This window comes from Marinobacter sp. 2_MG-2023 (assembly GCF_030546935.1).
GTDB lineage: Bacteria > Pseudomonadota > Gammaproteobacteria > Pseudomonadales > Oleiphilaceae > Marinobacter.
This window is the reverse complement of record NZ_JAUOPH010000002.1, coordinates 178,712-191,260: the sequence shown is the minus strand read 5'-3', so window position 1 is coordinate 191,260 and position 12,549 is coordinate 178,712. Positions and strand designations below refer to the sequence as shown.

The window sequence follows — 12,549 nt, the reverse complement described above, 5'->3', positions numbered from 1 at the left end:
GTATTACAAAGAAACCAAAGATCAGGTTGCGTGCGCAGAACTCTTTATGATTTAAATGTGTGGCGTCAAAAAAATAATTTCTAACAATATAGGGCGATAAAAAATGGTCAGATTTAATAGCATTATAAAAAAAACGGTACTCTTTCCTGGCTTCGCTGCATTAATCACTATTGCCGGCATCGGAAGTGCTAGTGCAGAAGAAAATGCAACGGCATTTCTCGTTCCTAGTCATCCAATTGTCGCTGATGGCATGCAGCCATTTATTGATAATCTCAGTAAGGACGATAACGGCGTTGATTTTAAACTTTACACAGGTGGGTCTCTGCTTAGTGCTCGAGAAACACTGGGTGGGGTCAGAGATGGAATTGCCAATTTGGGTTTTATCGTCTTAAGCTACCACCCTGCTGAGTTGCCCTATGGGACGTTAATGTCAGATATGGCTTTTTACGGGCAAAATGATTCTCTGGCCAACGCTGCAGCAATAACTGAAGTTGTGATGCTCCACTGCGATGCCTGCCAAGAAGAGTATAAGCGCAATGGTCTGGTATATTTGGGTTCGTTCGACACGCCCAGTTACAACCTTCTAGCAACGCGCTCATATACTAAGGTCGAAGACTTCCGCGGCCAGCGTATTCGTACAACGGGTGGCGCGTGGGACCGATGGGCACGTCATGTTGGTGCCGTGCCGGTAAATGTGCCCTCAAGTGAAATATTTGAAGGCCTCAATCGCGGAGCGTTAGATTCTGGGCTACTACCTATTACAGATGTTGATGGTTACAATCTTTATGATGTGGTTACGCACGTAACTACTCTTCCGCTCGGCTCCCTTTTTCAGACAAGTATGGCAACTCTCAACCAAAACTTTTGGAAGAGCCTTTCTTCCGAAGAGCGGGACGCATTTTTTCGGCATGCAAGCAAATTAGTCATTGGGCCTACAATGAGCCAGTTGCGCCTGGCTAGTGAAAGTGAGGACATGCTTGCTTCCAAAGGAATCGAAGTTGTACCCCCAAGCCATGAATTGATTAATAATCTCAATGAGTTTGTAGAGAAGGATCATTCTATAATTATTAAGAATGCGAAATCTCGTGGTATTTCGAACCCGCAAGATTTTATTGATCTTCAGGCGGAAAAAATAGCTAAGTACCAAAAGCTTTTCGAGGGAATTAGGGACGATGAGGAAGCTGTACTCGAAGTAGTTAAGCGAGAAATATTCGATAATCTTGACTCCCACTCTTACGGTCTCTGATATGGCCCCGGCTACTCTGTAGTGTGGCCGGGTAATTATAAATAATTTTAATATTTAATTTAAGCCATATCATGCATGAGTTTAAAGCAATATGATAAAAATATTTGATTTTTTTGACTCATTTATTAAGTATATTACTTTCATTTCGGCATCTCTTTTATTCATTATGATGCTTAATGTTGGCTTGGATGTCTTTCTAAGATATGTGTCGGGGCGGCCTCTGCCGCTCACTTTGGAACTTGTTTCGTACTACTATATGGTGGGGATAACATTTATTCCACTGGCACTCGTGGAACGTCACGATGGACATATTGCCGTCGATTTGGTTGTTCAGTTTTTTCCGGATTTAATTCAAAGATTGATTAAAGCTGTGATGTCAATTCTAGGGGCTGGATTGTTTGCGCTTATGGCTTGGATGACACTTAAAGATGCACTGTCCAAGTGGGATATTGGGGAGTACGTGATGGGAGACTACTCTCTACCTATTTGGCCTGCGAGTTTTGCTCTGCCTTTAGGGTTTATTCTGTTTGCACTGGTGCTCTTTCTAAAAGGTGTTCTCCAGTTATCCGGTCATAAAATCCCTGTAGTTAAAGAAAGTTCCGAAAAATTTATGATGCAGGAGAATGCCTAGTGAGTAATTTAGAAATTGGCCTCTGGGGTATAGGTATTCTAATAGTTTTAGTGCTGTTACGTGCCCCCCTTGGTTTAGCGCTGCTGGGTACTTCTTTTATCGGTATATCTGTAATGATTAGTGAGAGATCTGCGTTGGGTCTGCTCGCTTCCACACCTTATGATTTTGTTGCTAGTTGGTCTCTAAGTTCTATACCGATGTTTCTTTTAATGGGATACCTAGCTTATTGCTGTAGTCTGACTGATGGCTTGTTTAAGCTTGCTCGCAAACTGCTATCTTGGCTTCCAGGGGGGCTTGGGATCGCCACTATAGCGGGATCTGGTCTATTTGCTGCTGTAAGTGGGTCTAGTGTGGCGTGTTCCGCAACGATGGGGCGTGTTGCCGTCCCAGAAATGAATAAGGCGGGCTATCAGCCTGGCTTCAGTGGCAGCATAGTGGCAATTGGTGGAACAGTCGGATCCATGATTCCACCGAGTATTGTTATGATTATTTATGGGGTTTTTACCCAAGTATCGATAGCAAAATTATTTATTGCTGGGATTTTACCTGGTTTGTTATCGATGGCTATATTCTCATTGGTAATTATTGCACGCGTTAAGCTAAATCCAAGCCTCGCACCTCGCGAATCTCAAGGTAGTACTCCTGACACTTGGAGTAGCGCAATTCTCGAAACATGGCCGATGGTAATGTTGATCTGTGTCGTGCTCGGTGGGATCTTTAGCGGAGCCTTTACTGCTACAGAGGCGGGTGGTGTGGGGGCCGCTATAACTGCTTTAATCGCTGTTTTTCGTCGTGCTCTTTCATGGCGCAGGCTAGGGCAGGCTTTAGTTGAGACTTTAAAAACTACCTCTACTGTCTTCTTGATCGCCATCGGGGCTACTCTATTTACGCGTTTTTTGGCGCTTTCAGGTGTGCCGGATTACATGACGAACGTGGCCTTATCGCTTAGCGATTCACCTCTTACTTTTATTATCGGGGTTTCTGTAGTCTTTTTAGTTCTGGGAATGTTTTTGGAGCCAATTGGAATAATGCTTCTAACTTTGCCCCTGCTTCTTCCTATATTTAATCACTATGAGATCGACCTAATTTGGATGGGTATTTTAGTAGTGAAGTATTTAGAGATTTCACTAGTGACTCCTCCAATCGGAATGAATCTTTTTGTAGTTAAAACAGTTATGGGGAGTGGCTTGAATATGGGGAGCCTACTTGTAAACACCTTTTGGTTCGTAGTTGCTGAAATGTTCATCCTTGGGCTGTTAATCGGCTTTCCGAGCATTTCCTTATGGCTTCCCAGCTTTCTTGACTGAGTAGTGTTTAATTAGGATGAAAACGATGAGTGAGTTTTCAGAAAAGATTGTGGTGGTAACTGGTGGTGCGAGCGGGATAGGTGCAGCTGCGGCCAGAAGCTTTTCCGACTGTGGTGCCCGCGTGGCTCTTATTGACCAAAATGCTGCAGCTGTTGCAGAGCTCGCTGAAGAAATCGGAGGCTATGCATATGCGCTAGACATAGTCGACGAGCAGGCAGTTAAACAGGCTATTAACGCGATTGAGAGGGATCTGGGGAGCGTGGAGGTACTCGTTGCCAGTGCCGGTATTGTGCAAGACCCCTTGCCACCTGATCAACTCCCTTTGGAAGTATTCGACCGCTTGATTGAAGTCGATTTTCGCGGGCTTTATCTGTGCTGCACTGAAGTTGGAACCCGGATGGCGGCACGGGGCAAGGGAGCCATCGTCGCGATCTCATCGGTGGCGGGAATGCGCTCCATGCCGCTGCACGCGTATTCGCCGGCGAAAGCGGCGGTGATTAGCCTGGTTGAGTGTTTGGCTGCCGAATGGGGGCGTTCCGGAGTTAGGGTGAATACAGTGTCTCCTGGTTACACACTTACACCTGCACTAAAGGAACAAATCGCTCGAGGTTATCGCGAACCAGCGCAACTTAGGGAGATGTCGGCCACAGGAGAACTCATTTACCCCGAAGATATCGCCGAAGCAATACAGTTTCTGGCGAGCGAACGCGCTTCGTGTATCACCGGAGTAAATGTTCCGGTCGATGGTGGCTGGTTAGTTAGCGGGAGTTGGCAGACTTTTGGTGGGGTGCGGGCGAGCAGAAAGGAGGTTGCAAGTGACTGAGAACCACATGAAAACAATGTTGGCTGGTTGCCGGGTATTTGGCTCGCCGAGACGATATATACAGGGTGCTGGGGCATTGGGCCTGCTAGGCGTTGAAACATTGTCTTTGGGTAATCGTGCGACGGTAATCTGTGATAGTCAGGTTCGTTCTTTCCTCGAAGAGCTGGTTCTCAGTAGTCTGAATTCGGCGTCGGTCGATAGCGATATTGTGGAATTTGATGGAGAGGTTGTACGGGAAGCCATTCATGATTTATGTGAGCAAATTTCCCCAACTCTGCCCGAGGTGATTATTGCGCTTGGTGGTGGAAAGACTGTTGATGTAGGTAAAGCTGTAGCGGATAAGTTGGGTGCGCGTTTAATAGTAGTGCCTACCTTAGCTTCCAACGATGCTCCTACTAGCCGGGCTGTGGTTTTTTACGATCGTGATCATAACTTGAGCGGAGTGGAACGGTGTCAGTGGAACCCCGATGTCATACTCGTTGATACTGCGGTCATTGCCCAGGCCCCTGAACGCTTTCTTGTCGCGGGTATCGGTGATGCAATCGCAAAGCGCTTTGAAGCTGATGCCAGTGTTCGTTATGAGCGTAATAATCTTCATGGGGGACGAGTAACTCAGGCGGGCTTGTGTTTGGCCAGTGCCAGCTACGAAGTGATACGGCGTGATGGTTTGGAAGCTTGTCGGGCAGTGCGTGACGGGAGCCCAAATCAGTCGCTAGAGGCTGTTGTGGAATCTTGCGTGCTGCTAGCCGGTTTGGGCTTCGAGAATAGTGGTCTTTTTCTTGCTCATTCCCTAACACGAGGACTTGCGTTGTTCTCACAGACTCAAAATTTTCTGCATGGAGAACTAGTTGCCTACGGCCTCTTGGTTCAGTTAACGCAAGAAGGTCGACCACTTGAGTGCCTCCTTGACCTAATCAATTTCTACCAAAGTGTAGGGTTGCCAGAGTCGTTGCAAGCTTTGGGATTGGATCGGCTGTCCCCTTCGTGTTTGCTGAGAATGGCCGAAGCCACTCTGGCGGCCCCTTATATGGAGGAGCTACGTGCTCAGCTTCAGCCAGCAGAGCTAGTGAGCTATATGGTTCGATTAGAACAGGTTTCGACGCAGAAAATCACCCCGTCGGCGACAACTCAATAGAATGGAGCATTTTATGCGGTATCGGTACTCCCCGGAATTGGAAGAATTTCGACATGAGGTGCGTTGCTTTATTCGCGAAAAGCTGCCGTCCTCTTTGGCCAGAAAGACAAGGCGTTACGAGCATTTGGCTAAAGAGGACGTCCAACTCTGGCATTCTATTTTGGCTGCACATGGCTGGTCTGCCTCCCACTGGCCCAAAGAGTACGGGGGGCCTGGGTGGAGCCCTGTAGAGCGTTATCTTTTTGATGAGGAGTGTGCGTTAGCAGATGCGCCGCCGCTGAGTCCTTTCGGATTAGCCTTGGTTGGTCCTGTCATCTACACATTTGGTTCTGATTCACAGCGTCAACACTATTTGCCTAAGATTCGAAACGGCCAACATTGGTGGTGTCAGGGCTACTCAGAGCCTGATGCTGGTTCTGATCTTGTAGCACTGAAAACTAAAGCTGTACTTGAAGGCAGTGAATACATAATTACGGGGCAAAAAACTTGGTCTACAGATGCACACCTGGCGGACTACATGATCTGCTTGGCCCGCACCCGTGGTGAGGGGAAGCCTCAGGCGTCATTATCTTTATTTATTATCGATATGCAAGCGGAGGGTGTCACTGTGCGCCCTATAGAAACTATCGACCACGGTCACAGTGTAAATGAAGTTTTTCTAGATGGCGTGCGTGTGCCAGCTAGCGCGCTAGTTGGAGAAGAAAACCAGGGCTGGACTTACGCTAAGTTTCTATTGGGAAATGAGCGTACCCATAACGCTCAGGTACAGCGCTCTCGTCGAGACTGGCAGTTGCTCTGTGACATGTTGAAGCAATTGAGGTGTGGCGCTGGGTGTCTCATCGACGAGCCGAGTTTTGGCCGGGCTATAGCTGAGCTGGACGTATTGTTGATAGCGCTAGAGGCGTCGGTTAAACGCGTACTAGAGGATCAGGTTCGAGGTCGAGAGCCGGGGACTGAGGCTTCTATCCTTAAGTTAGAAGGTTCTGAGTTGCAGCAAGCGATAACTAACCTTGCGGTTCGAGCGCTGGAGGAGGTGTCGGGCCCCTTATCATTTGATCTTATAACAGAACATATTGGACTTGAGGGGCCCTGTGCTGACTACGCCGCCGGCGTGGCTGAACGTCACCTATTTCGCCGGTCAGTGTCTATCTATGCTGGAGCCAATGAAATCCAAAAGAACATTATCGCTAAAAGCGTGCTTGGAATGTGAGGATATTATGTTAGATCAAGACAGTCTCGACTTGTTGTTTGACTCGATCAAACGGTTTCTTCAAGAACGCTACGGTTTCGCTGACTATCAGCGCATAAGCGATAGTGAACTTGGTTGGAGCCAAGAAATGTGGCAGGAGTTCGTAAGTATGGGTTGGCTGGGGCTTACCGTGCCGGAGGAAGATGGCGGTCTGGGAGCAACGGCTGCTCAATGCTTAGACCTATTCGAGCACGCAGGCGGCGCCCTGGTTTTAGAGCCACTACTGCCGACCCTTTTAATTGCTGGCGAGGTCGTTCGCACCGTACGGCACGCTACTACTCGAAAAATGCTTGCAAACGGCGTTATAGGAGGTGACGTGCGCATGTCCTTGGTGCCCAGGCAAGTTGAAGCTGTATGTACCTGCAGCGTTATAGCTAACGGCGATGGCTTTCATTTGAAAGGGCGCTTCCCGGCAGTTCTAGGAGGCGCTAATGCCACACACTTTGTTGTGTCTGCGCAGCTTGGTGATGAGTTTGCGATGTTTTTAGTTCCGAAGGCTAATACTGGTGTTGAAGTTGAGCCTGTCCGCCTAATAGATGGTCGCTGGGGTGCGACTCTAAATATTGATTCGATTATGGAAGCGGAAGCATTGCTGCCTATTGATGCCAGGGGGGGGCAACGCTTGGAAGACTTGGTTGCGGCGGGTTGCGTTGCTGAAGCCGCCGGGGTACTGAAGCGCGCTCTCAACACAAGCATTGAATACTTGAAACTGCGGAAGCAGTTCGGTCAGCCATTATCGTCATTACAAGTGGTACAGCATGCTATGGCTGAGGTTTATGTGGTGTCAGAGCAAATGCGCTCACTGGTAAAGGCGGTCAGTGAAGGGCTGGAGGGGCCTGACAGTACATACCTGGTTTCGGCCGCTAAAGCGTATCTTGGGATCGCTGGCTACAGAGCGGTGGAGAAATGTATCCAATTTCACGGAGGAATGGGTATTACTGAGGAATACCCGATTGGTCATTATTACAAGCGCCTTCTTGTCTTAGGTGCCGCTTGTGGTAGCGCGTCGGGGCACCTTCAAAGAATGGCCTTTCGGATCAGATCTGAAACCCGATAGTTAATTTAACCCCTGAAGTAAACAGAAATATCAAACCAAAAATAAGGATAAAGTCCTATGCGTAATTTTAAGCTTGAAGAGAAATACGAGTCGTTGACGCTTTGCCGTAGTGGCCGTTTGCTCACTATTACTTTGAATCAGCCAGAGACATTAAATGCTGTTGGAGAAGTAATGCATGAAGAGCTTGCTAATGTTTTTTATGACGCTGCTGTGGATCCTCACAGTGATGTCATTGTTCTAACTGGAGCTGGTAGAGCTTTCTCTGCAGGTGGAGATGTAGATCTGTTTGAGGAGATGATTCAAAGTCCCGAAGTCTTTGAGAAAATTGGCTATGAAGCCAAGCGCATCGTCTACTCCATACTTGATTGTGAAAAGCCAATCATCGCGAAAGTAAATGGGCACGCTACTGGGTTAGGTGCAACTATTGCTTTACTGAGTGACGTTATTTTTGCCTCCGAACGAGCCAAAATTGGTGACCCACATGTGCGGATGGGTTTCGTTGCGGGCGACGGTGGTGCAGGACTGTGGCCGCAGCTCATTGGTTTTGCTCGTGCAAAGGAGTACCTGCTTACTGGTGATCTAATGACTGCTCAGCAAGCCGCACAAATTGGTCTAATCAATTATGCGGTTCCGGAGGGCGAACTTGATGAGGCCGTAGAGAAATTTGCTGACCGGATGCTCTCGGGCGCGACCAAGGCGATACGTTGGACTAAGACTGCAGTTAACATTGAGCTCAAGCGGGTGCTCCACAGCACCATGGATGCGAGTGTTGCCATGGAGGCGTTATCCAATATTACACTTGATCACAAGGAAGCTGTTCAGGCATTCAAGGAGAAGCGTGAGCCTCTGTTCGGTGGTCAATAAGTAAGGGGACTGCCTGTGAACGCGAAAATTCCTCAACTGCGTGCTGGAATGCCCCGGCTGCCGTCTGAAATTAAGACTCGAACAGTTATTGATTTGTTGCACTGGAACGCATCTCAATACCCTAACCGTTTGGCATTAGTGGCTGAGTCCTATAACGGACCTCAGGCGCGCCTTACATACGAGCAGCTGCGCTGGGAAATTGATCGCCTGGCCGACGGGTTGCGCCAACAGGGGCTTCAGCGCGGCGATAATTTGGCTTTATTAGTGCCAAACTCCGGTGGTGCGGAGTTAATATTGACGGTGCTCGCAGCTATGCGGATTGGCGTCGTGCCGGTCCCATTAAACACGCGATACGCCGCTGTTGAACAAATTTATTCGATAAACCTGCTGGATTGCCAAGGTTTCGTATACGCCAGCGAGTTTGCGAGTATGGTTGAAGGCATGCGGCAGCAGTTGCCGCATGTGAATTATTACATTGAAGTTGGTCGGGAGCTGCAGGGAAGTGCCATGAGCTGGACTGAGATTCAACGAAATGGTAACCCCGCAAGTGGAGAGTGGCCTCTGCTCAGTGAGGATGACATCGCTGATATCATCCTCACCTCGGGTACTACCGGCCATCCAAAAGGTGTTGTGCTAAGCCATTCCAATGCCATTGCTGCAGGTGTTGCAGTAGCTGGTGCCCTAGGCCTTGTGGGCACCGATGTTTACCAGAGTGGTTTTCCGTTGTTTACCAGTTCTGGGCTGCATTTTAATCCGATGTCGATCTGGTATGTGGGCGGTACTCTGGTTATTGAGCCTCGTATAGACCCTAGGGAGACTTTAGAGCGTCTGGGTCGAGAGCGGGCAACAGTGTTTGCGTGTGTGCCTTCTGGCTACATATTCATGCTCGACTGCTATGATCCAGATCTTCATGACCTTAGTCAGGTCAGGGTGTTCGATTATGGAGGTGCCGCTATGGGGCGTGACGTGATTCGGCAGCTAAAGGCAAACTTTCCCCACATTGATCTACGCCATACTTATGGGATGACAGAGGCCTCTCCTAGCGGTACTTACCTGCCAGGGCACTTAGCGCTCGATAAGCTTGGCTCCATTGGTAAGGCTATGCCGCTAAATGAGGTCAAGGTGTTGCGCCATGATGGTTCTGAGGTAGAGCCTGAAGAAATGGGAGAAATCTGTTTGCGAGGCCCCACAATTATGCGCGGATACTATGGAGACCCTGAAGCTACCGAAAGCGTGATCCGTGGTAATTGGCTTTTTAGTGGTGATCTGGGCACCGTAGATAAGGATGGTTTTCTTTATTTCCATGACCGAAGTAAAGACATCATCGTTCGTGGGGGAATGAACATAGGCTCAATGGATGTGGAGAACGCCCTCCATGACCATTCAGATGTCAAAGAAGTTGCTGTCGTGGCGATTCCTCATCCTAAATTAGGAGAAGACTTGTTTGCATTCATTGTTCCTCATGCGGGGCGGGTTCCAAAGATAGATGCTCTAGCTGAATTTTTGAAAGATCGCCTTGCCGATTACAAGATTCCACGTCGTGTTGCAATCGTTGGTAGTTTACCGCGCAGCCCATCTGGAAAAATCTTAAAAAAAGACCTGCGAACAATTGCGGTCGAAAGGGGAGAGGCAGAAGGGTGGCTTTAGTTGGTTTTATGTGAAACAGGTTGCCTTCTTGCGGGAGTTAAATTTGCGCATGAATACAGGTAGACGGACTTTTTAATTGGTTATTAAACCATTCGCAATAAGAACTACGCGCGTTGGTTTATGGTGTTCACGTACTTGCATGCGAGATTTCGGACCATGATTAACGAGCTTAATTGCTTTAATGAGTTGCACGGCATAACTGTGCCAGAATTGCTGCATAAGCGAGCACAAGATTATCCATTCAAACTGGCCTTATCGGCACCTAGTTTTCGTGGATATCGTGATCGGGTTAGCTTTTCACAGTTGGTAATTCGTATGGATTCAGTTGCCCGCGGGCTTGCTGTTCGGGGGTTAAAAAAAGGCGAGCGGGTTGCACTTTTTCTGTCTAATAATGAAGTAAGAGAATGTGTATTAACCGCTCTAGGCTGTTATCGCCTAGGAGCTGTCGTCGTGCCGCTAAATATACATGCGTCCGATGAAGAGTTGCAGCATGCTTTAGACTTAACGGACCCAACCTTTATCGTGACACTTCAGCCATATACTGAACGGCTTAAGGCTTTGAGTTCTGCACAGTTTCTGTGTCTTGATGGAGAGCCTAGGGAACAGAATACTTGGCCTGAACCAGAATTAGAGTTTCATGAGTTTGAGTTAGACCGAATTGAGGAAAACGACCCTGAGAGTCCCAGTATATTGCTACTCACCTCCGGCACTACCGCGAGTTCGAAAGCGGTTACACACTGCCATCGCAGCCAACTATTCACAGGTTTGGCCATTGGTAGTGCGCTAGGCTTAACAGATCAAGATACTTATCAAGGCGCTTGGCCAATTTATACCAGCTCGGTATTAAATATCGCCTGTATGGGTGCTTGGGTTAGCGCAGCAGGAGTAGTGCTCGAGGAGGAGCTTAGCAATGCTGATCGGCTACGCCTAATCGAAACGGAAGGTACTACAGTTTATCACGGAGTCTCGGCCCCTCTGCATTTTCTGATGGATGAGTATTTAAATGGTCGCTATGATCTTTCAAAGTTGCGCCGGCTTGGCTATGGCGGCGCTGCGACACCGACAGAGCTGATCGATAAGTTCACCACTTTGCTACCATGGGTAGATCAGGTTCATATTTGGGCTATGACCGAGACCGGCCCAGCTGGCACTTATCTGCCGCCTTGGTTTCTTCCCCGAAAAGCTGGTTGTATTGGCGTGGCGATGGCAGGTTGCACTGTACAGGTGGTTGATGAACACGGTGCCTCAGTGCCAATTGGGGAGCCAGGAGAAATTGCCTTCTCTGGTCCATCTATGGCTCTTGGCTATTGGCGAAGGCCCGATGCGACCAAGCAGAGTTTCATTGACGGTTGGGTGCGCTCTGGTGATATTGGTCTCATGGACGATGAGGGGCATTTACATTTTGTCGATCGTAAAAAGGACATTGTTAATCGTGGGGGGATGAAAATTTCCTCAGTGGCAGTGGAGGATGTCATTTATCGATACCCGGGGGTTGCCGAGGCTGCTGTAGTTTCAATTCCACATCCGAAGCTGGGTGAAGATATCGCTGCCTGTGTCGTGCCCGTTAAAGGGCGCGAGTTGGACTTCGAGGCTTTGCGGTCACACTGTGCTCTCTATCTTGCAAATTATGAAACGCCACGGAAATGGATTCTCTTAGAGTGGCTACCCAAAAACGCTTTGGGAAAGGTACTCAAGCGCGACCTGCGCGGTAGTATTCTGGGAGAGCTGTCTTAGCGGAGGGTGTAAAAAACAATGGCGGTTCGGTGGGTTCACCATTTCAAAATCTGGGAGACTACCCGGTTGGTGTTGTAAAGGATATGCTCCCAAATCTCTAAGTTGCTGCTTGGAGTCGCCTACATCAATCCACGTTCCGCGAGGGATATTACCTCACCGTGGCCAATCACCATATGGTCAAGAACCCTGATATCTACAAGGCCGAGCGCTTCTTTCAGGCGCTTGGTCAGAGAGATATCAGCCTGGCTGGGTTCCGCCACCCCGGAAGGGTGATTATGAGCAAAAATAATAGCGGCTGCATTATCTTCAAGGGCTTGGCGGACCACCTCGCGCGGATACACGGCTGCGCCATCAACTGTGCCCCGAAACAGCTCTCTGTACTGGATTACGCGGTGTCGGTTGTCAAGAAAAAGGCCCGCGAAAACTTCGTGAGGATAGGTGCCCAGCCGGCTTGCTAGGAAGCGCCGGGTGTCCTCCGGTGAGCGCAGCGGATCGCCTTGGCGCAACGGCTCGTCCATAACCCGCCGCGCCATTTCCATAGCAGCCTGCACCTGGGCATATTTTGCGGTGCCTAGCCCCTTTACGCCACAAAACTGTCTGCGCGACGCAGTCAGCAGCCCACGCAGTCCGGAAAATTCCTGTAGTAAATATCTTGAAAGTTCCATTACCGGCATACCGGTGGTGCCGGTGCGCAAGAAAATGGCCAGGAGTTCGGCGTCCGAGAGGCTTTCGGGCCCGTGGGAAAGCAGTCGTTCCCGGGGGCGTTCATCCACGGGCCAGAGGGAGTCAGTCATTTGAGCTTCCTTGCGTTTGGTTTGATGGCGTTGGTGCTTCCTGCACCCTTCAATTACAAAGG

At 48.9% G+C, this 12,549-nt stretch carries 11 protein-coding genes; 10 read left to right on the top strand and 1 reads right to left on the bottom strand.

The features are described from left to right. Nucleotides 1-103 precede the first annotated feature (103 nt). From Q4501_RS04700 to Q4501_RS04655, 10 genes are all read left to right on the top strand, one after another. Nucleotides 104-1,246 (top strand): C4-dicarboxylate TRAP transporter substrate-binding protein, encoded by a 1,143-nt coding sequence (locus Q4501_RS04700; RefSeq protein WP_303594644.1) that lies wholly within the window; start codon nucleotides 104-106, stop codon nucleotides 1,244-1,246. Between the two features lie 91 nt (nucleotides 1,247-1,337). After that, nucleotides 1,338-1,877 (top strand): TRAP transporter small permease, encoded by a 540-nt coding sequence (locus tag Q4501_RS04695; RefSeq protein ID WP_303594642.1) that lies wholly within the window; start codon nucleotides 1,338-1,340, stop codon nucleotides 1,875-1,877. Next, complete coding sequence (locus Q4501_RS04690) at nucleotides 1,877-3,184, top strand: TRAP transporter large permease (RefSeq protein ID WP_303594640.1); 1,308 nt, start codon at nucleotides 1,877-1,879, stop codon at nucleotides 3,182-3,184. Before Q4501_RS04695 ends, Q4501_RS04690 begins: the two co-directional genes overlap by 1 nt. Nucleotides 3,185-3,209: 25 nt before the next feature. Continuing rightward, entirely contained in the window at nucleotides 3,210-4,007 is a 798-nt protein-coding gene (locus Q4501_RS04685) for an SDR family NAD(P)-dependent oxidoreductase (protein WP_303594637.1), read from the top strand. Further along, the gene (locus tag Q4501_RS04680; protein WP_303594635.1) at nucleotides 4,000-5,142 is read left to right on the top strand and encodes a glycerol dehydrogenase; all 1,143 of its coding nucleotides are present in this window, start codon (nucleotides 4,000-4,002) and stop codon (nucleotides 5,140-5,142) included. The genes Q4501_RS04685 and Q4501_RS04680 overlap by 8 nt, the downstream gene beginning before the upstream one ends. Nucleotide 5,143: 1 nt before the next feature. Then, nucleotides 5,144-6,352, top strand: coding sequence for an acyl-CoA dehydrogenase family protein (locus tag Q4501_RS04675; RefSeq protein ID WP_303594633.1), 1,209 nt, complete (start codon nucleotides 5,144-5,146; stop codon nucleotides 6,350-6,352). Further along, complete coding sequence (locus Q4501_RS04670) at nucleotides 6,294-7,448, top strand: acyl-CoA dehydrogenase family protein (RefSeq protein ID WP_303594631.1); 1,155 nt, start codon at nucleotides 6,294-6,296, stop codon at nucleotides 7,446-7,448. Before Q4501_RS04675 ends, Q4501_RS04670 begins: the two co-directional genes overlap by 59 nt. Nucleotides 7,449-7,505: 57 nt before the next feature. After that, a complete protein-coding gene (locus Q4501_RS04665) occupies nucleotides 7,506-8,312 on the top strand; it encodes an enoyl-CoA hydratase/isomerase family protein (protein WP_303594629.1) in 807 nt (268 codons plus the stop codon). 15 nt (nucleotides 8,313-8,327) lie between these two features. After that, nucleotides 8,328-9,959: a class I adenylate-forming enzyme family protein gene (locus Q4501_RS04660; protein WP_303594626.1), complete on the top strand. Its 1,632-nt coding sequence runs from the start codon at nucleotides 8,328-8,330 to the stop codon at nucleotides 9,957-9,959. 156 nt (nucleotides 9,960-10,115) lie between these two features. Next, on the top strand, nucleotides 10,116-11,693 hold the full coding sequence (locus tag Q4501_RS04655; RefSeq protein WP_303594624.1) for a class I adenylate-forming enzyme family protein: 1,578 nt from the start codon (nucleotides 10,116-10,118) through the stop codon (nucleotides 11,691-11,693). A 119-nt stretch (nucleotides 11,694-11,812) separates the two neighbouring features. Here the strand turns inward: Q4501_RS04655 and radC are convergent, their stop codons facing one another. After that, nucleotides 11,813-12,487, bottom strand: coding sequence for a DNA repair protein RadC (radC, locus tag Q4501_RS04650; protein ID WP_303594622.1), 675 nt, complete (start codon nucleotides 12,485-12,487; stop codon nucleotides 11,813-11,815). Between the last annotated feature and the right edge of the window lie 62 nt (nucleotides 12,488-12,549).

What these genes read in the sequence shown, in the direction of transcription:
- Q4501_RS04700 (WP_303594644.1), top strand. Translation starts at nt 104, where the DNA reads ATGGTCAGATTTAATAGCATTATAAAAAAAACGGTACTCTTTCCTGGC.
- Q4501_RS04695 (WP_303594642.1), top strand. Translation starts at nt 1,338, where the DNA reads ATGATAAAAATATTTGATTTTTTTGACTCATTTATTAAGTATATTACT.
- Q4501_RS04685 (WP_303594637.1), top strand. Translation starts at nt 3,210, where the DNA reads ATGAGTGAGTTTTCAGAAAAGATTGTGGTGGTAACTGGTGGTGCGAGC.
- Q4501_RS04675 (WP_303594633.1), top strand. Translation starts at nt 5,144, where the DNA reads ATGGAGCATTTTATGCGGTATCGGTACTCCCCGGAATTGGAAGAATTT.
- Q4501_RS04670 (WP_303594631.1), top strand. Translation starts at nt 6,294, where the DNA reads ATGCTGGAGCCAATGAAATCCAAAAGAACATTATCGCTAAAAGCGTGC.
- Q4501_RS04665 (WP_303594629.1), top strand. Translation starts at nt 7,506, where the DNA reads ATGCGTAATTTTAAGCTTGAAGAGAAATACGAGTCGTTGACGCTTTGC.
- Q4501_RS04655 (WP_303594624.1), top strand. Translation starts at nt 10,116, where the DNA reads ATGATTAACGAGCTTAATTGCTTTAATGAGTTGCACGGCATAACTGTG.
- radC (WP_303594622.1), bottom strand. Translation starts at nt 12,487, where the DNA reads ATGACTGACTCCCTCTGGCCCGTGGATGAACGCCCCCGGGAACGACTG.